We start from the raw sequence: 20,276 nt of genomic DNA on the forward strand, positions 1-20,276 counted from the left end.
AAAGACAACTCGGCAGCATCTTGGGCGCCCGGTTCAGCTCAAGTGCCTTGCGGGTCGGCGCAATTGGGCCCCCTGCCAGTGGTGCGCGCTGGCAGCGGGGCCGTCGGGGCCGCTGACAGCTGTGCCACCCGTTGTGCCGCTGCCGCCGGGACTGCCGGGGCTTCCGTCCTCGGGGCTGGTGACGCGGGTCCGCGACTGCTTCCCTCGGTGCCGCCCGAGTCGCCTGGGTTGCGCACTACTGGCGCTTCAGGTGCCGCCCGAGCCGCGGGTGTGATCCACAGTCCGGCGTGGTTGCCGCTGGAAAGCCAAAGGAAAATTGAGTGCCCCCGGCAGGATTCGAACCTGCGGCCTTCTGCTCCGGAGGCAGACGCTCTATCCCCTGAGCTACGGGGGCGCACGCGGACATGCGCCGTTGGGCTCAGACAGCCTAACGCATCCCGGCGGCTGCCCCGCACCGCGGCAGAATGCAGCGGGATGCGGATTCGGGCCCTGACCACGCCAGACCATAGGATGGACCCCCGTGACACCCGCCGACCTCGCCGAGCTGCTCAAGAACACCGCCGCCGCGGTGCTCACCGAGCATGACCTGGACACCGCCGCCCTGCCCGAGACGGTGACCGTCGAGCGTCCGCGCAACCCCGAGCACGGCGACTATGCGACAAACCTGGCCCTGCAGGTGGGCAAGAAGGTCGGCGCCAACCCCCGCGAACTGGCCGGTTGGCTGGCTGCCGCGCTGGCCGCCGCCGACGGGATCGCCGCCGCCGAGGTCGCCGGCCCCGGCTTCGTGAACCTGCGGATCGAGGCGTCGGCGCAGGGCGTGATCGTGCAGAACATCCTCGACGCCGGTCCGGGCTACGGGAACTCTCAGCTGCTCGACGGCACCTCGATCAACCTGGAGTTCGTCTCGGCCAACCCGACCGGCCCCATCCACATCGGCGGTACCCGCTGGGCCGCGGTCGGCGATGCGCTGGGCCGGCTGCTGAGCACCCAGGGCGGGGCCGTCACCAGGGAGTACTACTTCAACGACCACGGCGCCCAGATCGACCGGTTCGCCCGGTCGCTCGTGGCCGCGGCCAAGGGGGAGCCGGCGCCCGAGGACGGCTACGCCGGCGACTACATCAAGGACATCGCCGACCAGGTGCTGGCCAAGGCGCCCGACGTGATGAGCCAGCCCGCCGAACAGCAGCAGGAGACCTTCCGTTCGATCGGTGTCGACTTGATGTTCAACCACATCAAGAAGTCCCTGCACGAGTTCGGCACCGACTTCGACGTGTACACCCATGAAGACTCGATGCACACCAGCGGCCGGGTCGACCAGGCCATCGCCAAGCTGCGCGAGACCGGAAACATCTACGAGAAGGATGGCGCAACCTGGTTGCGCACAACGGAATTCGGCGACGACAAGGACCGCGTCGTCATCAAGAGTGACGGCCAGCCCGCCTACATCGCCGGCGACTTGGCCTACTACCTGGACAAGCGCCAGCGCGGCTTCGACCTGTGTATCTACATGCTCGGCGCCGACCACCACGGTTACATCGCCCGGCTCAAGGCGGCCGCCGCGGCACTGGGCGACGACCCCGACACCGTCGAGGTGCTGATCGGCCAGATGGTCAACCTCGTGCGTGACGGCCAGCCGGTGCGGATGAGTAAGCGCGCGGGGACCGTCATCACGCTCGACGATCTCGTCGATGCCATCGGCGTGGACGCCGCCCGCTATGCGCTGACCCGGTCCTCGGTGGACACCCCGATCGATATCGACCTGCAGCTGTGGTCGTCGGCATCCAACGAAAACCCGGTCTACTACGTGCAATACGCGCACGCCAGGCTTTCGGCGCTTGCTCGCAACGCCGCGGATCTTGGTCTCGCGCCCGACACCGCGCACCTGGAACTGCTCACCCACGACAAGGAGGGCGCACTGATCCGCAACCTCGGTGAGTTCGCGCGGGTGCTCAAAGCCGGTGCGTCGCTGCGTGAACCGCATCGGGTCTGCCGCTACCTGGAAGACCTGGCCGGCGACTATCACCGGTTCTACGACTCCTGCCGGGTGCTGCCGATGGGCGATGAAACACCGCAGAGCCTTCATAAGGCGCGGCTGGCGCTGTGCGCGGCAACCCGTCAGGTGATCGCCAACGGTCTTCAGATCCTCGGCGTCAGCGCACCGGAGCGGATGTGAACGCTCACCCCGCCGGCCCCCGCCACGCCGAGGAGATTCACCACAGCGGTGCCCCCGCCAAGCCGATTGGCTCCGACGAGCTCATGATGTTGGCGCCAAATGTCTGGCCCCGCAACTTGGTTCGCGATGCCAATGGTGAAGTAAGCATCGCCGGTGTGAGCGTCAGTGCGCTGGCGGGCGAGTTCGGCACACCGCTTTTCGTCATCGACGAGGATGATTTCCGGTCGCGGTGCCGGGAGATCGGTGCGGCCTTCGGCGGCGGCGATCATGTGCACTATGCGTCGAAGGCGTTCTTGAGCACGGAGATCGCCCGCTGGGTGGACGAAGAGGGATTGTCGCTGGACGTCGCCACTGGGGGCGAACTCGCGGTGGCATTGCATGCGAACTTCCCTGCTGAGCGAATCACTGTGCACGGCAACAACAAATCGGTCGACGAACTCACCGCAGCCGTCAAGGCCCGGGTGGGACATATCGTGTTGGACTCCGAGATCGAGATCGAGCGCCTGGACGCCATCGCCGGCGCTGCGGGTGTGGTGCAGGACGTGCTGGTCCGGGTCACCCCAGGGGTCGAGGCGCACACCCATGAGTTCATCTCCACCGCGCACGAGGATCAGAAGTTCGGTCTGTCACTGGCCAGCGGTGCCGCGATGGACGCAGTGCGCAAGGTATTCGGTACCGACCACCTGCGCCTTGTCGGTCTGCACAGCCACATCGGATCGCAGATCTTCGACGTCGCCGGCTTCGAAGTGGCGGCCCGCCGCGTCATCGGCCTGCTTCGTGACGTGGTCGCCGAATTCGGGGTCGAGAAGACCGCGCAGATATCGGTGATCGATCTCGGTGGGGGACTGGGTATCTCCTACCTTCCCGACGATGATCCGCCACCGATGCAGGAGCTGGCCGACAAGCTCAAGGCCATCGTCGAAAAAGAATCCGCGGCCGTTGGTCTGCCGACGCCGGCTCTGGTGGTCGAGCCCGGTCGCGCCATCGCCGGACCGGGCACCGTGACCCTGTATGAGGTGGGCACGGTCAAGGATGTCGCGATCAGCCCCACCGCGCAGCGCCGCTATATCAGCATCGACGGCGGGATGAGCGACAACATCCGCCCGGCGCTGTACGGCTCCGAATACGACGTCCGTCTGGTGTCGCGCACCAGCGACGCGGCGCCCACGTTGGCCCGCATCGTCGGGAAGCATTGCGAGAGCGGCGACATCATCGTTCGCGACACCTGGGTGTCGCAGGATGTGATTCCCGGCGACCTGCTCGCGGTGGCCGCCACCGGCGCCTACTGCTATTCGATGTCGAGTCGATACAACCTGATCGGCCGTCCCGCTGTGGTGGCCGTGCGTGACGGGCGGGCCCGCCTGATCCTGCGTCGGGAGACCGTCGACGACCTGCTGAGTCTGGAAGTGAGGTAACAGCCAATGACCGAAAAAGCAATTGGTGTAGCGGTATTGGGGCTGGGCAACGTCGGCAGCGAAGTCGCCCGGATCATTCAGGAAAGCGCGCCCGATCTGGCCGCGCGCATCGGTGCGCCGCTCGAATTGCGCGGCGTCGCGGTGCGGAAGGTCTCCGCCGACCGGGGCCTGCCGGTCGAGATGCTCACCGACAACGTCGAAGAACTGGTCTCCCGCGAGGATGTCGACCTCGTCGTCGAGGTGATGGGTCCGGTCGAGCCCGCCCGCAAGGCGATCCTGACCGCGCTCGAGGGCGGCAAGTCGGTGGTGACCGCGAACAAGGCACTGCTGGCCCAGTCCACCGGTGAGCTGGCGCAGGCGGCCGAACGCGCCCATGTCGACCTGTATTTCGAAGCCGCTGTCGCCGGGGCCATCCCGGTGATCCGGCCGCTCACCCAGTCGCTGGCCGGTGACACCGTGCTGCGGGTGGCCGGCATCGTCAACGGCACCACCAACTACATCCTGTCCGAAATGGCCTCAACCGGAGCCGATTACAGCTCCGCGCTGGCCGACGCGGGCGCCCTGGGATATGCCGAGGCGGATCCGACCGCCGACGTCGAGGGATACGACGCCGCGGCCAAGGCCGCGATCTTGGCGTCCATCGCATTCCACACCCGGGTCACCGCCGACGACGTCTACCGTGAGGGGATTTCCAAGATCACCCCGGCGGACTTCGAATCGGCCAAGGCGCTCGGCTGCACCATCAAACTGCTGTCGATCTGCGAACGTGTCACGGGAAGTGATGGCCAGCAGCGGGTTTCGGCCCGGGTGTACCCGGCGCTGGTGCCGCTGAGCCATCCGCTGGCCACCGTCAACGGCGCGTTCAACGCCGTCGTCGTCGAGGCGGAGGCCGCGGGCAGGCTGATGTTCTACGGCCAGGGAGCCGGTGGTGCGCCGACGGCGTCGGCGGTGATGGGTGATCTCGTGATGGCGGCGCGCAACCGGGTTCAGGGTGGCCGCGGTCCGCGCGAGTCCAAGTACGCCCAGCTCCCGATCGCGCCGATGGGCATGATCCCGACCCGCTACTACGTCAGCATGACGGTCACCGACCGTCCCGGTGTGTTGTCTTCGGTGGCAGCGGAATTCGCCAAGCGCGAGGTCAGCATCGCCGAGGTGCGCCAGGAAGGCATCAGTGACGGCAGCGGGGCGCGCATCGTGGTGGTGACCCACCGGGCGACCGATGCCGCATTGTCCGAAACCGTTGCCGCGCTGGCTGACCACGAAGCAGTTCAGGAAGTCAACAGCGTGCTGCGTTTGGAAGGAACCAGCGAATGAGCTCCGCGAAATCGACCGCCGTGCACACCCCGTGGCCGGGCCTGATCGAGGCCTACCGCGACCGTCTGCCGGTGGCAGCCGACTGGACGCCGATCACATTGCTGGAGGGCGGCACCCCGCTCATCAGTGCCAAGCGGATTTCTGAAAAGACTGGCTGCACAGTTTATTTGAAGGTCGAAGGCCTCAATCCCACCGGTTCGTTCAAGGATCGCGGTATGACGATGGCGGTCACCGACGCCGTCGCACGCGGTCAGAAGGCGGTGCTGTGCGCCTCGACCGGCAACACGTCGGCCTCCGCGGCTGCCTACGCCGCCCGCGCCGGCATCACCTGCGCGGTGCTGATCCCACAGGGCAAGATCGCGATGGGCAAGCTGGCGCAGGCAGTCATGCACGGCGCCAAGATCATTCAGATCGACGGCAACTTCGACGACTGCCTGGAGCTGGCGCGCAAGCTCACCGCCGACTACCCGACGATCGCGCTGGTCAACAGCGTCAACCCGGTGCGTATCCAGGGCCAGAAGACCGCGGCATTCGAGATCGTCGACGCGCTGGGGACGGCGCCTGACGTGCACTCGCTGCCGGTCGGCAACGCCGGCAACATCACCGCCTACTGGCTGGGCTACTCCGAGTACCACCGCGACGGGATCTCCGACAAGCTGCCCCGCATGCTGGGAACGCAGGCCGCCGGTGCCGCCCCGCTGGTGTCCGGCCAGCCGGTGAGCAACCCCGAAACCATCGCCACCGCGATCCGCATCGGCTCGCCGGCGTCCTGGGATGGCGCTATCGCCGCACAGCAGGAGTCCGGCGGCCGCTTCCTGGCCGCCACCGACGAGGAGATCCTGGCCGCATATCACCTGGTCGCCGAGGCCGAGGGCGTGTTCGTCGAGCCGGCATCGGCGGCGAGCATCGCCGGGCTGCTCAAGTCGATCGAGGACGGCTGGGTCAAGCCCGGTTCCACCGTCGTGTGCACGGTGACCGGCAACGGCCTGAAAGATCCCGATACCGCATTGCGGGACATGCCCACGGTCAACGCCGTGCCGGTCGATCCCGGTGCCGTCGTCGCCGCGCTGGGCCTGGTCTGAGAAACGGATCCTCGGTGACCTTGAATCTGCCTGCCGGTTTGACGGCCAGCGCGACCGTCGCGGCGTCCAGCGCCAACCTCGGGCCCGGCTTCGACAGCCTGGGCCTGGCGCTGGCCCTCTACGACGAGATCGCCGTCGAGACCACCGGCGCCGGACTGAGCGTCGAGGTCGAGGGGGAGGGCGCCGGCCAGGTGCCGCTGGGCCCCGAACACCTGGTGGTCCGTGCGCTGCAGCGCGGTCTGGCGGCTGGCGGTGCGGATGCCGCCGGGCTGGTGGTGCGCTGCCGCAACGCGATCCCGCACTCGAGGGGACTCGGATCGTCGGCAGCGGCCGTCGTCGGTGGACTTGCTGCGGCGAATGGTCTTCTGGCACAAGCGGATCGGGATCCGTTGACCGATTCTCAGCTGATCCAGCTGGCCTCGGAATTCGAGGGTCACCCTGATAACGCCTCGGCCTCGGTGCTGGGCGGGGCGGTGGTGTCGTGGGTCGATGCGAGCACCGCGCCCCCGACGTATGCGGCGGCCGGACTGCGGCTGCACCCCGACATCCGGGTGTTCCCGGGAATCCCGCAGGTGCGGTCGTCGACGGCGGAGACCCGGGTATTGCTGCCCGAGCACGTCACCCACGAAGCGGCCCGCTTCAACCTGAGCAGGGCGGCGTTGCTGGTGGTCGCGCTCACGGAGCGGCCGGACTTGCTGATGGCGGCCACCGACGACGTTTTGCACCAGCCGCAGCGTGGGCCGGCTATGCCCGCCTCGGCGGAATACCTGCAGGTGTTGCGGCGTTGTGGAGTGCCAGCGGTGCTATCCGGTGCTGGTCCAGCCGTTCTGGCGTTCAGTACCAGTTCAGAACTCCCGGCCGAGGCTGTCGAGTTCGGCATCGCGAAGGGATTCACCGTCAACGAGATGGGCATCGGCGAGGCAGTTCGCTGGGGCTCCGGTGTCGCGGTCGGGCGCTGAGTTGCGCACACGCCGGTGGCGATTTCTTGCTTTCCGGCGGTCAAGGGGGCTATTCTCGGTCCCGTCCAGGCAATCGCAGCGACTGTTCCTGCGCCGACACTAGGACGACCACCAATTTCTCTTGTGTTCAACTCGTGGACTGACGGTTCGCCATATAGCCGCGAATTCCGGCGATCACCGTTGACGCACAGACGATGGTGAGACTTCGCATTCAGCGAATCGGCTGAATGCCAGAACCCCTTGCCACGACGAAACGGCGAGGGAAAGAAAGGAAATCCGTGACCGATACGGACCTGATCACGGCTGGAGAGAGCGCCCCGCAGACGGAGGCGCCCGCCGTGACCGCAGAAACCCCCTCCAGCGGGGGCGCCGGCCGTGCCGGCTCTCTGTCGACGATGGTCCTGCCCGAGCTTCGTGCCCTGGCCAACCAGGTTGGTGTCAAGGGAACCTCCGGGATGCGCAAGAGCGATCTGATCGCCGCGATCAAGGAGCACCAGAACGGCGGCAGCAACGGCACCAACCACCGCGCCGACGACGCCCCTGTGGCACCTGCCGAGCAGCCGAGCGAGCCCCGTCAGAACGCCGAGAACACTGAGAACGCCGAGAAGACCGAAGCCAACGGCACCGAGCCGCGGCGCCGTGAGCGCCGCGCCGCCTCCCGCGATGCCGGCGCTGCCGGTGCTGCCGGTGAGGGTGCTGAGCAGCAGAAGACGCAGGACAACCGCCCCGAGCAGGGCGAGAAGCGCTCCGAGAACAAGTCCGACAACCGCGACGATCGTGGCCGTGACCAGTCCGATCAGGGCGGCCAGAACCAGGGCGGCGGCCAGCAGAACCGCGACAACCAGAATCGCGACAACAACAACCAGAACCGCGACAACCAGAACCGCGGCGGCGGCGGCAACCAGGACGACGACGACGACCGTCAGGGCCGTCGCGGCCGCCGGTTCCGTGATCGCCGTCGTCGCGGCGAGCGGCAGGGCGGCGAAGGCGGCGGCGGTAACGACGCCGAGCTCCGCGAGGACGATGTCGTCCAGCCGGTCGCCGGCATCCTCGACGTGCTCGACAACTACGCGTTCGTGCGCACCTCGGGCTACCTGGCCGGACCCAACGACGTCTACGTCTCGATGAACATGGTCCGCAAGAACGGCCTGCGTCGCGGTGACGCCGTCACCGGTGCGGTCCGCGTGCCCAAGGAGGGCGAGCAGAACAACCAGCGCCAGAAGTTCAACCCGCTGGTCCGCCTCGACAGCGTCAACGGCGGCCCGGTGGAGGCGGCCAAGAACCGTCCGGACTTCACCAAGATGACCCCGCTGTACCCGAACCAGCGGCTGCGCCTGGAGACCACCAGCGACCGGCTGACCACCCGGGTCATCGACCTGATCATGCCGATCGGCAAGGGCCAGCGCGCCCTGATCGTGTCGCCGCCCAAGGCCGGTAAGACCACGATCATGCAGGACATCGCCAACGCGATCACCCGCAACAACCCCGAGTGCCATCTGATGGTGGTCCTGGTCGACGAGCGACCTGAAGAGGTCACCGACATGCAGCGCTCGGTCAAGGGTGAGGTCATCGCTTCCACCTTCGACCGCCCGCCGTCAGACCACACCCAGGCCGCCGAGCTGGCCATCGAGCGCGCCAAGCGCCTGGTCGAGCAGGGCAAGGACGTTGTCGTGCTGCTCGACTCGATCACCCGCCTGGGCCGCGCCTACAACAACGCCTCCCCGGCGTCCGGCCGCATCCTGTCCGGTGGTGTGGACTCGACCGCGCTGTATCCGCCGAAGCGCTTCCTGGGCGCGGCCCGCAACATCGAGCACGGCGGCTCGCTGACGATCATCGCAACGGCCATGGTGGAGACCGGTTCGACCGGTGACACCGTGATCTTCGAGGAGTTCAAGGGCACCGGCAACGCCGAGCTCAAGCTCGACCGCAAGATCGCCGAGCGCCGAGTGTTCCCGGCCGTCGACGTCAACCCGTCGGGCACCCGCAAGGACGAGCTGCTGCTGAGCCCCGACGAGTTCGCGATCGTGCACAAGCTGCGCCGCGTGCTCTCCGGCCTCGACAGCCACCAGGCCATCGACCTGCTGATGAGCCAGCTGCGCAAGACCAAGAACAACTACGAGTTCCTGGTCCAGGTGTCCAAGACGGCACCGGGTGGCGGCGGCAACGGCAACGGCGATATCGACTAGCTCTGGCGTAGGGCGTCCATGCCGGGCGCCAGCAGGCCATCCAGCGCCGACCACGGCACCGTGATCGTCGGTGTCCCGTGGAAGAACTGGTAGTCAGCGAAGTGGATCTCCAGGCCGTCGGGCGTGGGGATCCAGTTGGCGAAGTTGGCTTCGGTCGGGGCATTGCCGGGTTCGTCGGCCATCGGCGTCGGGCCCACTCCGCTCACCGCGGGTAGTAACGCCTTCGTCTGCTCCGAGAGCTTGTTCAGGCCGGCCTGTTTGTCGGTGAACAAATCCGCCAGCGTGATCGGCTTGGCCGTCCGCGAATCGATCACCACCGTGCTGACGTAGCTGGTCGGATGCGCGGCAGGAACCGGCACGAACAGGCCGCTGATCAGCTCCGAGACCGATGCCCCGCCGAAGTAGATCTGCGGTTGGGTCTCGAACGTCCACGTCCCGTCCGGGTTCGCCCCGGTCTTGACCGGGTCGAGCTGCCCTTCGGCTGATGCGTGCACCGCGCTGTTGAACGCCCCGGCCACCTGCGGATCGCCGCCGGTGATGGTGTCGACGACCAGGGTCCATCGGCCCTTGCCGTCCGCGGTGGCGTCCCCGGCCGTCGAGCGGGTGACCGAATACTTCTGCTTGTTGGACACCCCGCTGGTCGGTGCCGCCGTCGTCGGTGACGCGCCGGTGCTGGCCGATGTCGTGGCGGCCTTTGTGGTCGCGGTGGTGGCCTTCGTCGTCGTCGACCCGCCGCATGCGGTGAGCCCGATTGCCAAAGCCGCGACCAAGACCGCCCCCCGGCGGCTGCGTGTGCCCATGACGGACATTGTGTCAGGAGGTGCCGTGGTGTCGCGCCTGGATTGCTATTGCGTTTGGCGCCCAACGGTTTTCACGCCGGTACATCATTGTGACGCGGGCGCAACGCTCAGGCCGGGCAAAACATATCGCCGCATATAGCGCAGCACTGCGTCGTAGTCGTCGGGGTCGAGCGTCTCGCCGGGAACCGTGCCGAGACTGATCTGCACCCGGGCCACCCACTCGGCGGCCTCGTCGAGTTGGGTCTCGGCGTGGATCTCGCCGCGGTCGCGCGCCGCCTCCAGATAGGGCTGCCAGAACCGGCCGAGGTCGGGGACCAGACCCTGCACGCCGGCGCCCGCGCACGCCGCGAACTCCTCGGGCTCGTCGCGGCGCAGCTGCATCACCAGCGCGCCGGGGGAGTCGTAGGCGCTGCGGCCCAGCCGTACCCCGACGGCCAGCTGCTCTTCGAAGGTGCCGAGGCCGTCGAGTACCTCATGCGACTCCGCCCAGAACGCGTTGTTGAGTCGCACGATCGCCGCGCCCAGGAGAGAGGCCTTGTCGGGGTAGTGCCGGTAGAGCCAGCCCCTCGACACCCCCGCGGCCTCGGCCACCTCGGAGACCGTCGTCGCCCGGATGCCCTTGGCCCGCAGGCACTGTTCCGCGGCGTCGACCAATCGCTCCTGGACGGATTTGGCCCCTTGCCGACTGTCGGCGTCGGTGCTGGCAGTCACCTTGGTGGTCCTCCTCGTATCGACGCGACAGTCCCGTTGGGGACATCCTTCCAAACCCGGATCAGCGGTGGGTCCCGCTGCATGGGTAGACAGATTTGTCATTCTGTTTACCCTGCGCTTCTATTGTGACCTAAGGCACCGCATATCGCGGGAGATGACCAAAGACGGGAGATCCGTGGCCGAGACCGTCCAGCAGCTGCTTCGTGAGCGCCTCAGCGAAACCACCCCGGCGGTGAAGTTCGGCGAGCAGGTGTGGACGTGGCGCGAACACCTCGACGAGGCCACCCGGCAGGCGGCGGCGCTGATCGCGATCGCCGACCCGGACCGGCCGCTGCATGTGGGAACGCTGCTGGGCAACACCCCCGCGATGCTCACCGCCATGGCAGCCGCCGGCCTCGGCGGATACGTGTTGTGCGGGGTGAACAACACCCGGCGCGGCGCGGCGCTGGCCCGCGACATCGTCAAGGCCGACTGCCAGATCCTGCTCACCGACGCCGCCGATCGCGCCCTGCTCGACGGGCTCGAGCTGCCCGGAGTCCGGGTGTTCGACGTCGACTCGCCGGAATGGTCGGCGCTGCTGGCGGGCGCGGGGGAGCTGACCCCGCACCGGGAAGTCACCGCGACCGACACGTTCATGCTGATCTTCACCTCGGGGACCAGTGGGGAGCCCAAGGCGGTTCAGGTCGCCCACATGATGGTGCCGTTCGCCGGGGTCGCGCTGGTCGACCGGTTCGCCATCACCGCCGACGACGTCTGTTACCTCTCGATGCCGCTGTTCCACTCCAACGCGTTGATGGCGGGCTGGGCGGTGGCACTGGGCGCCGGGGCGGCGATGGCGCCGGCGGCGTTCTCGGCCTCCGGCCTGCTGGCGGATCTGCGCCGCTACGGCGCGACCTACATGAACTACGTGGGCAAGCCGCTGGCCTACGTGCTGGCCACGCCCGAAGCGGACGACGATCACGACAATCCGCTGCGGGTCGCCTTCGGCAACGAGGCCACCGACCGCGACATCGCGGAATTCAGCCGCCGGTTCGGCTGCGCAGTGTGGGACGGCTTCGGCTCCACCGAGGGCGCGGTCATCATCACCCGCGAGGACGACTGCCCGCCCGGCTCGGTCGGCAAGGGCTTTCCCGGGGTGGCCATCTACGATTCCGAGACCCGAACTGAATGTGCCACAGCAGTTTTCGACGACAGCGGTGCGCTGGCCAATCCGGATGATGCGATCGGCGAGATCGTCAACACCACCGGTGGCGGCATGTTCGGCGGCTACTACAACGACGCCGGAGCCACCGACGAACGCCTGCGCCACGGCATGTACTGGTCCGGTGATCTGGGTTACCGCGACGCCGACGGCTGGATCTTCCTGGCCGGGCGCACCGCGGACTGGATGCGGGTGGACGGCGAGAACATGGCCGCCGCGCCCATCGAGCGCATCATCCAGCGGCTGCCTGTGGTCAGCCAGGTCGCGGTGTATCCGGTGCCCGACGAGCATGTGGGCGACCAGGTGATGGCGGCGATCGTGCTGGCCGACGGCGCCGAGCTCGGTCCCGACGAGCTGGCCGAGTTCCTGGCCCAGCAGTCCGACTTGTCGCCCAAGGCGTGGCCGCGCTACGTCTGGATCGCCGACGAGCTTCCGGCCACCGCCACCAACAAGGTGCTCAAGCGAGAGCTCATCGCCCGCGGTCCCCACCCCGGAACCGGGGTGGTCTGGACACGCGCCGCCCGGGCCAAGACCTACTCGGAATAGCCGGCGGCGACGACGCGTTTGGGCTGGTGACGGTCCACCTGGCATACTGGATCGTCGACCACCTCAGGTACCGGTTCACGCTCGATTACCAGGGAATTCTCTGGTGGGCGACCCGGCGACCACAGAATGAAGAGGACACCATGAAACAAGGGATTCATCCCGCCTACGCCGAGACCACCGTGGTCTGCGGCTGTGGCAACTCCTTCAGCACTCGCAGCACCAAGGACGGCGGCCACATCGTGGTCGAGGTCTGCTCGCAGTGCCACCCGTTCTATACCGGCAAGCAGAAGATCCTCGACAGCGGCGGCCGCGTGGCCCGCTTCGAGAAGCGCTACGGAAAGCGCAAGACTGCGGACGCTGCCGACAAGTAGCTGCTTTACCGACGCCCGCTCTGCTGCCATGCGCGCAGGCCGGGCGTCGGTTTGCGTTTGGGACCAGTGAGCACAGGAGGTGAGCAGGCATGACGACCAACTCAGTCGAGGCCGTGCTGACCGAACACGCTGACCTCGAACGGCAGATGTCGGATCCCGCACTGCACGCCGATGCGGGTAACGCCCGCCGGGTCGGGCGCCGATTCGCCCAACTGGCCCCGATCGTCACGACGTACCGCAGGCTGGAGGCCGCCCGCGGAGACCTGGAGGCCGCCCGCGAGCTGGCCGCCGAGGACGCGTCGTTCGCCGCCGAGGTCCCGGAGCTGGAAGCCAAGGTCGCCGAGCTCGACACGCATCTGACCGATCTGCTGGCGCCGCGCGATCCGCACGACGCCGACGACATTGTTCTCGAGGTGAAATCCGGTGAGGGCGGCGAAGAGTCGGCGTTGTTCGCCGCCGACCTCGCGCGCATGTACATCAGGTACGCCGAGCGCCACGGCTGGACCGTCACGATGCTCGACGAGACGTGGTCGGATCTCGGTGGCTACAAAGACGCCACACTGTCGATCCGCAGCAAGGGCGACTCGGCCGACGGTGTGTGGTCGCGGATGAAGTTCGAGGGCGGCGTGCACCGGGTCCAGCGGGTTCCGGTCACCGAATCGCAGGGCCGTGTGCACACCTCGGCCGCAGGCGTCCTCGTCTATCCCGAGCCTGAAGACGTCGAGCAGGTGCAGATCGACGAATCCGATCTGCGGATCGACGTCTACCGAAGCTCGGGCAAGGGCGGCCAGGGCGTCAACACCACCGACTCCGCGGTGCGCATCACCCACCTGCCCACCGGCATCGTCGTGACCTGCCAGAACGAACGGTCGCAGCTGCAGAACAAGGCCCGCGCGATGGTGGTGCTGGCCGCGCGGCTGCAGGCACTGGCCGAGGAGCAGGCGTCGGCCGACGCCTCCGCCGACCGGGCCAGTCAGATTCGTACCGTCGACCGCAGCGAGCGGATCCGCACGTACAACTTCCCGGAGAACCGGATCGCCGATCACCGGATCAACTTCAAGGCCCACAACCTCGACCAGGTGCTCGACGGCGAGCTCGACCCGCTGCTGGATGCGCTGGCCGAGGCCGACAAGCAGACCCGGCTCCAGCAGGCATGAGCGCATTGCGGCAGGCCATCGATGTGGCCACCGCCGCCCTTGCCGAGGCCGGAATCGACTCCGCCCGCACCGATGCTGAGCTGCTGGCCGCGCATGTGGCCGGGGTCAGTCGTGGCCGGCTGGTCGCGATCGACGAACCCGGCGGCGACTTCTTCACCCGCTACGACCAGGCGATCGACGCCCGCCGCAGTCGGATCCCGTTGCAGCACATCACCGGCTCAGCCGCGTTCGGCCCGCTGGAGCTGCGGGTCGGGCCCGGGGTGTTCATCCCACGCCCGGAGACCGAGGCGCTGCTGGAATGGGCGCTGGCCCAGCGACTGCCCGAGCGTCCGGTGATCGTGGACCTGTGCACCGGATCCGGTGCGCTGGCCATCGCGTTGGCGACCAACTGGCCGCAGGCGCGGGTGATCGCGGTCGACGACGACGCCACCGCGCTGGACTATGCGCGGCGCAACGCCGAGGGGACGACGGTCGAGCTGGTGCGGGCCGATGTCACCGTGCCCGGGCTCCTCACAGACCTGACCGGTAGCGTCGACCTCGTGGTCTCCAACCCGCCGTACATTCCTGCCGGGGCAGCGCTGGATCCCGAAGTGGCCGACCATGACCCGGCGCACGCGTTGTTCGGCGGTGCCGACGGGATGGCCGTCATCGCGCCGATCGCGCGCCTGTCCGCCGGCTGGCTCAAGCCGGGCGGCCTGTTCGCCGTCGAGCACGACGACACCACGTCGGACCGCACCGTCGAGACGATCAGCAGCACAACGCTTTTCACCGCAGTGGCCCCGCATCGCGATCTGACGGGGCGCCCGCGGTTCGTGACGGCCCGCCGGACAAAGGAGTCAGCGTGACTCAGGTTTTCGACTGCGCCGACGCCGGCCAACGGGCCGAGGCCATCACCGCGGCGGCCGCGGCGGTGAAGAGCGGCCGGCTGGTCGTGATGCCCACCGACACCGTGTACGGCATCGGCGCCGACGCCTTCGACAACGAAGCTGTCGCCGCGCTGCTGGCCGCCAAGGGGCGTGGCCGCGATATGCCGGTCGGCGTGCTCGTCGGCTCGTGGCACACCATCGAAGGCCTGGTGTACTCGGTTCCGCACAGCGCCCGCGAACTGATCCGCGCCTTCTGGCCCGGCGCGCTGAGCCTGGTTGTGCAGCAGGCACCCTCACTGCAGTGGGATCTCGGCGACGCGCGGGGGACCGTCATGCTGCGGATGCCGCTGCACCCGGTGGCGATCGAACTGCTGCGTGAAACCGGACCGATGGCGGTGTCGAGTGCCAATCTGTCCGGGCGCCCGGCGGCTACGACGTCCGAGGAAGCGCAGCGCCAGCTCGCTGATCTGGTTCAGGTGTACCTGGACGCCGGGCCGTCGGCGGAGCAGGCCGCCTCGACGATCGTCGACCTGACCGGGCCCACCCCGAAGATCCTGCGGGAGGGCCCGATCAGCGCCGCGGCCATCGCCGAGGTACTGGGTACCGACGTCGCGTCGCTGATGGCGTGATGCTTGATCTCGTAGCGAGCAATCTGGCGCTGGCCGACCGCGGCGCCGGAGTTCCGTTGCGCGAGTTGGCCCTTGTCGGGCTGACCGCCGCGATCATCACCTACTTCGCCACCGGATGGGTGCGCGTGCTGGCCACCCGCCTCGGTGCGGTGGCCTACCCCCGCGAGCGCGACGTGCACATCAAGCCGACCCCGCGGATGGGCGGGCTGGCGATGTACGTCGGCGTGGTCACCGCCGTCTTCCTGGCCTCTCAGCTGCCGGCGCTGGCCCGCGGCTTCATCTATTCCTCGGGCATGCCCGCGGTGGTCGTCGCCGGCGGGTTGATCATGGGGATCGGCCTGATCGACGACCGCTGGGGTCTGGACGCGCTGACCAAATTCGCCGGCCAGATCACCGCGGCCAGCGTGCTGGTCACCATGGGCGTCGCATGGAGCGTGTTGTACATCCCGATCGGCGGGGTCGGCACCATCGTGCTGGACCAGGTGTCGTCGATCCTGCTGACGCTGGCATTGACGGTGTCGATCGTCAACGCGATGAACTTCGTCGACGGCCTCGACGGATTGGCCGCCGGACTCGGGCTGATCACGGCGATGGCGATCTGCATCTTCTCGGTCGGGCTGCTGCGCGACCACGGCGGCGACGTGCTGTTCTACCCGCCCGCGGTGATCTCGGTGGTGCTGGCCGGCGCCTGTCTGGGGTTCTTGCCGCACAACTTCTATCGCGCCAAGATCTTCATGGGCGACTCCGGTTCGATGCTCGTCGGCCTGATGCTCGCCGCCGCCTCCACGACCGCGGCAGGCCCGATCTCGCAGAGCGCCTACGGCGCGCGCGACGTCTTCGCCCTGCTCTCGCCGTTCCTGCTGGTGATCGCCGTGATGCTGGTGCCGGCCCTGGACACCCTGCTCGCGATCGTCCGGCGCACCCGCGCCGGGCGCAGTCCGCTGAGCCCCGACAAGATGCATCTGCACCATCGGTTGCTGCAGATCGGCCACTCGCATCGCCGGGCCGTCCTGCTCATCTACCTGTGGGTGGGCATCATCGCGTTCGGTGCGGCCGCCACGATCTTCTTCGATCCGCGCTACACGGGAGCGGTCATGCTGGCCGCGATCGTCGTCGCCGTCGTCGTCACTTTGGTCCCGCTGTTGCGTCGTCGCGACGACGATTACGAGGGACTTTACGACAGTAAGTAGTAGACGTGTTTTCTGCCGTCTACCATGTGGTACGTTACTGGCAGAACCCGAAGAAACCTCGCGGGTTGCCGGCCCGGCCCATCGGAGTCACGACCGATCGGCGCCGATTTACGACCGACAAAGGGAGCTGCCCCTTGGGTGATTCCAGCGCGCCTGTCGCCCTCCGATACGCTCGGCGGACCAGCACGCAGAAATCGCTCCAACGGCTCTCGAGAACGCAAGATTGAGGTGAACCTGTGACGACGCCAGCGCAAGATGCGCCGTTGGTGTTCCCGTCCGTTGCCTTCCGGCCCGTGCGGCTGCTTGCTATCTGTGCTGTCCTGACCGCGCTCGTGGTGATCGCGGCCGCGACGGCCGGCCCGTACATCATGTTCGGCGTCTTCTTCGGCATCGGCCTGGCCCTCGGTCTGCTCAACGCGGTGCTCGTACAGCGTTCGGTCGAGTCGATCACCGCGAGTGACCATCCGCTGAAGCGCAAGATGGCCCTCAACTCGGCGACCCGGTTGCTGGTGATCTCGGTGGTCGGGCTGACCATCGCGATCCTCTTCCGTCCCATGGGGCTCGGCGTGCTCTTCGGCTTGGCGTTGTTCCAAGTTCTGCTGGTCTTGAGCACGGCGTTGCCGGTGTGGAAGAAGATTCGCACCGGAGACGACGTCGACGTGAATGCAACCCCCGGGGCCGCCAGCTCCGCAGACGAAGCATCGAAGGATTGAACACACGATGAGTGAACGAATCCTCGCCGAGGCCGCCATCGAGGTCGGCCACCACGAGACCGCGCACTGGCTGGGTCTGACGGTCAACGTCGACACCATCCTGGCGACGGCGATCGCCGGCGCCATCGTGATCGCGCTGGCCTTCGTGCTGCGGGCCAAGGTCACCTCGACCGGTGTGCCCAGCGGGGTGCAGCTGTTCTGGGAGGCGCTGACCACGCAGATGCGGGGCCAGATCGAATCCGCGATCGGCATGAAGGTCGCCCCGTTCGTGCTGCCGCTGGCAGTGGCGCTGTTCGTCTTCATCCTGGTCTCCAACTGGATCTCGGTACTGCCCGTCCAGTACCAGAACGCCGAAGGCGCGACGCACGAACTGCTCAAGCCGCCGGCCGCCGATATCAACTTCGTGCTGGCGCTCGCGCTGTTCGTGTTCCTCTGCTACCACGCGGCCGGCATCTGGCGACGCGGCGTGATCGGCCACCCGATCAAGGTGCTCAAGGGCCACGTCGCGTTCCTCGCCCCGATCAACCTCGTCGAGGAAATCGCCAAGCCGATCTCGCTGTCGCTCCGACTTTTCGGCAACATCTTCGCCGGCGGCATCATGGTCGCGCTCATCGCGATGTTCCCCTGGTACATCCAGTGGGCGCCCAACGCGATCTGGAAGACGTTCGACTTGTTCGTCGGCCTGATCCAGGCGTTCATCTTCGCGCTGTTGACGATTCTCTACTTCAGCCAGTCGATGGAACTGGAAGAAGACCACCACTAAAAGACGTGTTCGACCCCCGAACCGCCCACAGCCTGGTAGGAGTCCTACCAGCAATCAAGGAGGATAAGGAATGGCAGACCCCACCATCGTCGCTGGCGCCCTGATCGGCGGCGGCCTGATTCTGGGCGGCGGCGCCATCGGCGCCGGTATCGGCGACGGCATCGCCGGTAACGCCCTGATTTCCGGCATTGCCCGGCAGCCCGAGGCCCAGGGCCGGCTGTTCACCCCGTTCTTCATCACCGTTGGTCTGGTGGAGGCGGCGTACTTCATCAACCTGGCGTTCATGGCCCTGTTCGTGTTCGCCACGCCTGGCGCTTCCTAGTACGCATGGGGGAGCACAGCGTCACCCTGTTGGCGGCTGAGGAAGGCGGCGGCACCCAGAACTTCCTCATCCCCAACGGCACCTTCTTCTTCGTGCTGGCCATCTTCTTGATCGTGCTGGGCGTGATCGGCAAGTTTGTCGTGCCGCCGATCCAGAAGGTGCTCGGTGAGCGCGAGAAGATGGTCGCCAAGACCACCGAGGACAACCGCAAGGCCAACGAGTTCGAGGCCGCTGCCGACTCCGATTACCGCAAGGAGATGGCCGCGGCCCGCGGCGAGGCTTCGGGCATCCGCGACGAGGCCAGGGCCGAGGGTCGCAAGATCCTCGACGAGCACAAGGGCCGCGCCAGCGAAGAAGCAGCGGCGACGCTGCAGCAGGCGGCCAATGAGCTGAAGCTGCAGGGCGATTCCATCGCGGCCGACCTGAGGTCGTCGGTGGACACGCTTTCCGCGACGCTGGCCAGCCGCGTCCTGGGTGTCGAGGTCACCAGCGAGTCGGCGACAACGGCGCCGGGACGGTAGGACATGTCAACCTTCATCGGACAGCTCATCGGCTTCCTGGTCATCGTGGCCATCATCTGGCGGTACGTGGTGCCGCCGGTGAAGCGCATGATGGCCAACCAGCAGGACGCGGTCCGCACGCAGATCGATGAGAGCGCCAAGGCCGCCAAGCGGCTCACCGACGCCGACAAGCATCACGCGGCGCGGGTCGACGAAGCCAAGGCCGAGGCCAAGCACATCGTCGAGGAAGCCCGCAACGACGCCGAGCGCATCGTCGAGCAGCTTCGCGCGCAGGCCGATGTCGAGGTGGAGCGGATCAAAGTTCAAGGCGGGCAACAGGTTCAGTTGTTGCGCGCCCAGCTGATCCGGCAACTGCGCCAGGACCTCGCCAGCGAATCGGTGCAGCGCGCGGGCGAGCTGGTGCGCGCCCACGTCGCCGATGCGCAGGCGCAGTCGGCCACCGTCGACCGGTTCCTCGACGAACTGGATTCGATGGCGCCCGCGGCGTTCGCTCCCGAAACGGGTTCGGATCTGCGGTCGGCCAGCCGTGAGGCACAGGCCGCGGTGGTGGAGAAGTTCGACGCGGTGTCGTCGGGTCTGTCGGCCGACGACCTGTCCACGCTGTCGGATGACCTTGCCTCGGTGGCCGGGCTGCTGATCGGGGAGCCGATCCTGGCCCGTCATCTGGCCGAGTCCTCCGGTGAGACCGATGCCAAGAAGCGTCTCGTGCACCGGCTGCTGGACGGCAAGGTCGGGGCCAACGCCCTGGACGTGCTCGAGACCGCGGTGTCGGTGCGCTGGTCGCACACCGGGGATCTGGTCGACGTCATCGAGCACGTCGCCCGGCTGGCCCTGCTGGTCCGTGCCGAGCGCGACGACCAGGCCGACGAGGTCGAAGAGCAGCTCTTCCGGTTCACCCGCATTCTCGACGAGCAGCCCCGGCTGAGCACGTTGCTCGGCGACTACACCACGCCCGCTGACGGCCGGGTCGCCCTGCTGCACAAGCTGCTTGGCGACGGCAGTGGCGCGAACGCGACCGCCACGGCGCTGCTGGTCCAGACCATCAGCCTGGTGCGTGGCGAGCGTGCCGACGAGGCGGTGCTGGACCTGGCGCAGCTTGCGGTCGCCCGCCGTGGCGAGATCGTCGCTCACGTGAGTGCGGCCGCCGAACTCAGCAGCGAGCAGCGCACCCGGCTGACCCAGGTGCTGACCCGGATCTACCACCACCCTGTTTCGGTGCAGCTGAACACCGATCCCTCTGTGCTGGGCGGCCTTTCGGTCGCTGTCGGCGACGAGGTGATCGACGGGACGTTGTCCTCACGGCTCGAGGCAGCCGTGACCCAGTTGCCCGACTAACCCCAGAACCCCAAGACCCAAA

General features: G+C 67.6%; 19 protein-coding genes and 1 tRNA gene. 17 read left to right on the top strand and 3 right to left on the bottom strand.

Going from position 1 to position 20,276, the window contains the following annotated elements; all coding sequences use genetic code 11:
* Window positions 1-321: 321 nt before the first annotated feature.
* A tRNA-Arg gene (locus tag EV580_RS26265) sits at window positions 322-394 on the bottom strand.
* A 126-nt stretch (window positions 395-520) separates the two neighbouring features.
* Between EV580_RS26265 and argS the strand changes: the two genes are divergently transcribed.
* The 6 genes from argS (at window position 521) to rho (ending at window position 9,129) form a co-directional block, all read left to right on the top strand.
* Window positions 521-2,173 carry an arginine--tRNA ligase gene (gene argS / locus EV580_RS26270; RefSeq protein ID WP_133694936.1) on the top strand — a complete coding sequence of 551 codons (1,653 nt, stop codon included), beginning with the start codon at window positions 521-523 and terminating at the stop codon, window positions 2,171-2,173.
* A gap of 83 nt (window positions 2,174-2,256) precedes the next feature.
* Window positions 2,257-3,588: a diaminopimelate decarboxylase gene (lysA, locus tag EV580_RS26275; protein WP_208114666.1), complete on the top strand. Its 1,332-nt coding sequence runs from the start codon at window positions 2,257-2,259 to the stop codon at window positions 3,586-3,588.
* Between the two features lie 6 nt (window positions 3,589-3,594).
* On the top strand, window positions 3,595-4,902 hold the full coding sequence (locus EV580_RS26280) for a homoserine dehydrogenase (RefSeq protein WP_133694940.1): 1,308 nt from the start codon (window positions 3,595-3,597) through the stop codon (window positions 4,900-4,902).
* Complete coding sequence (thrC, locus tag EV580_RS26285; RefSeq protein ID WP_133694942.1) at window positions 4,899-5,984, top strand: threonine synthase; 1,086 nt, start codon at window positions 4,899-4,901, stop codon at window positions 5,982-5,984. The genes EV580_RS26280 and thrC overlap by 4 nt, the downstream gene beginning before the upstream one ends.
* A gap of 14 nt (window positions 5,985-5,998) precedes the next feature.
* Window positions 5,999-6,943: a homoserine kinase gene (gene thrB, locus EV580_RS26290; protein WP_133694944.1), complete on the top strand. Its 945-nt coding sequence runs from the start codon at window positions 5,999-6,001 to the stop codon at window positions 6,941-6,943.
* A gap of 278 nt (window positions 6,944-7,221) precedes the next feature.
* A complete protein-coding gene (rho, locus tag EV580_RS26295; protein WP_133694945.1) occupies window positions 7,222-9,129 on the top strand; it encodes a transcription termination factor Rho in 1,908 nt (635 codons plus the stop codon).
* On the opposite strand, the gene EV580_RS33935 is transcribed toward rho, so the two are convergent.
* Window positions 9,126-9,929 (bottom strand): RsiV family protein, encoded by an 804-nt coding sequence (locus EV580_RS33935; RefSeq protein WP_166654897.1) that lies wholly within the window; start codon window positions 9,927-9,929, stop codon window positions 9,126-9,128. The two genes, rho and EV580_RS33935, sit on opposite strands and share 4 nt — an antisense overlap.
* A gap of 84 nt (window positions 9,930-10,013) precedes the next feature.
* Window positions 10,014-10,640, bottom strand: coding sequence for a TetR/AcrR family transcriptional regulator (locus tag EV580_RS26305; RefSeq protein WP_133694947.1), 627 nt, complete (start codon window positions 10,638-10,640; stop codon window positions 10,014-10,016).
* Window positions 10,641-10,815: 175 nt separating this feature from the next.
* Between EV580_RS26305 and fadD1 the strand changes: the two genes are divergently transcribed.
* The 11 genes from fadD1 to EV580_RS26360 all read left to right on the top strand — a co-directional run bounded on the left by fadD1 (window position 10,816) and on the right by EV580_RS26360 (window position 20,254).
* Window positions 10,816-12,387, top strand: a complete 1,572-nt coding sequence (gene fadD1, locus EV580_RS26310; protein ID WP_133694948.1) for a fatty-acid--CoA ligase FadD1 — start codon at window positions 10,816-10,818, stop codon at window positions 12,385-12,387.
* 140 nt (window positions 12,388-12,527) lie between these two features.
* The gene (rpmE, locus tag EV580_RS26315; protein WP_133694950.1) at window positions 12,528-12,758 is read left to right on the top strand and encodes a 50S ribosomal protein L31; all 231 of its coding nucleotides are present in this window, start codon (window positions 12,528-12,530) and stop codon (window positions 12,756-12,758) included.
* An 89-nt stretch (window positions 12,759-12,847) separates the two neighbouring features.
* Window positions 12,848-13,915 (top strand): peptide chain release factor 1, encoded by a 1,068-nt coding sequence (gene prfA / locus EV580_RS26320; RefSeq protein WP_133694952.1) that lies wholly within the window; start codon window positions 12,848-12,850, stop codon window positions 13,913-13,915.
* Window positions 13,912-14,760 carry a peptide chain release factor N(5)-glutamine methyltransferase gene (gene prmC, locus EV580_RS26325; RefSeq protein WP_133694953.1) on the top strand — a complete coding sequence of 283 codons (849 nt, stop codon included), beginning with the start codon at window positions 13,912-13,914 and terminating at the stop codon, window positions 14,758-14,760. The genes prfA and prmC overlap by 4 nt, the downstream gene beginning before the upstream one ends.
* Window positions 14,757-15,410 carry an L-threonylcarbamoyladenylate synthase gene (locus tag EV580_RS26330; protein WP_133694955.1) on the top strand — a complete coding sequence of 218 codons (654 nt, stop codon included), beginning with the start codon at window positions 14,757-14,759 and terminating at the stop codon, window positions 15,408-15,410. Before prmC ends, EV580_RS26330 begins: the two co-directional genes overlap by 4 nt.
* Complete coding sequence (locus tag EV580_RS26335; RefSeq protein WP_133694957.1) at window positions 15,410-16,600, top strand: glycosyltransferase family 4 protein; 1,191 nt, start codon at window positions 15,410-15,412, stop codon at window positions 16,598-16,600. Before EV580_RS26330 ends, EV580_RS26335 begins: the two co-directional genes overlap by 1 nt.
* A gap of 236 nt (window positions 16,601-16,836) precedes the next feature.
* Window positions 16,837-17,313, top strand: coding sequence for an ATP synthase subunit I (locus EV580_RS26340; RefSeq protein ID WP_133694959.1), 477 nt, complete (start codon window positions 16,837-16,839; stop codon window positions 17,311-17,313).
* Window positions 17,314-17,320: 7 nt separating this feature from the next.
* The gene (atpB, locus tag EV580_RS26345; protein WP_133694961.1) at window positions 17,321-18,076 is read left to right on the top strand and encodes a F0F1 ATP synthase subunit A; all 756 of its coding nucleotides are present in this window, start codon (window positions 17,321-17,323) and stop codon (window positions 18,074-18,076) included.
* 70 nt (window positions 18,077-18,146) lie between these two features.
* Window positions 18,147-18,398 (top strand): F0F1 ATP synthase subunit C, encoded by a 252-nt coding sequence (locus EV580_RS26350; RefSeq protein WP_005148260.1) that lies wholly within the window; start codon window positions 18,147-18,149, stop codon window positions 18,396-18,398.
* 5 nt (window positions 18,399-18,403) lie between these two features.
* Window positions 18,404-18,919, top strand: a complete 516-nt coding sequence (locus tag EV580_RS26355; protein WP_133694962.1) for a F0F1 ATP synthase subunit B — start codon at window positions 18,404-18,406, stop codon at window positions 18,917-18,919.
* Between the two features lie 3 nt (window positions 18,920-18,922).
* Window positions 18,923-20,254 (top strand): F0F1 ATP synthase subunit B/delta, encoded by a 1,332-nt coding sequence (locus EV580_RS26360; protein ID WP_133694964.1) that lies wholly within the window; start codon window positions 18,923-18,925, stop codon window positions 20,252-20,254.
* Window positions 20,255-20,276: the final 22 nt, after the last annotated feature.

It is taken from the genome of Mycobacterium sp. BK086 (assembly GCA_004362315.1).
GTDB lineage: Bacteria > Actinomycetota > Actinomycetes > Mycobacteriales > Mycobacteriaceae > Mycobacterium.

Excerpts from the sequence above, each read along its gene's own strand:
- lysA (WP_208114666.1), top strand. The coding sequence starts at position 2,257 with ATGATGTTGGCGCCAAATGTCTGGCCCCGCAACTTGGTTCGCGATGCC.
- EV580_RS26280 (WP_133694940.1), top strand. The coding sequence starts at position 3,595 with ATGACCGAAAAAGCAATTGGTGTAGCGGTATTGGGGCTGGGCAACGTC.
- thrC (WP_133694942.1), top strand. The coding sequence starts at position 4,899 with ATGAGCTCCGCGAAATCGACCGCCGTGCACACCCCGTGGCCGGGCCTG.
- EV580_RS33935 (WP_166654897.1), bottom strand. The coding sequence starts at position 9,929 with ATGGGCACACGCAGCCGCCGGGGGGCGGTCTTGGTCGCGGCTTTGGCA.
- rpmE (WP_133694950.1), top strand. The coding sequence starts at position 12,528 with ATGAAACAAGGGATTCATCCCGCCTACGCCGAGACCACCGTGGTCTGC.
- prfA (WP_133694952.1), top strand. The coding sequence starts at position 12,848 with ATGACGACCAACTCAGTCGAGGCCGTGCTGACCGAACACGCTGACCTC.
- prmC (WP_133694953.1), top strand. The coding sequence starts at position 13,912 with ATGAGCGCATTGCGGCAGGCCATCGATGTGGCCACCGCCGCCCTTGCC.
- EV580_RS26335 (WP_133694957.1), top strand. The coding sequence starts at position 15,410 with ATGCTTGATCTCGTAGCGAGCAATCTGGCGCTGGCCGACCGCGGCGCC.
- atpB (WP_133694961.1), top strand. The coding sequence starts at position 17,321 with ATGAGTGAACGAATCCTCGCCGAGGCCGCCATCGAGGTCGGCCACCAC.
- EV580_RS26350 (WP_005148260.1), top strand. The coding sequence starts at position 18,147 with ATGGCAGACCCCACCATCGTCGCTGGCGCCCTGATCGGCGGCGGCCTG.
- EV580_RS26355 (WP_133694962.1), top strand. The coding sequence starts at position 18,404 with ATGGGGGAGCACAGCGTCACCCTGTTGGCGGCTGAGGAAGGCGGCGGC.
- EV580_RS26360 (WP_133694964.1), top strand. The coding sequence starts at position 18,923 with ATGTCAACCTTCATCGGACAGCTCATCGGCTTCCTGGTCATCGTGGCC.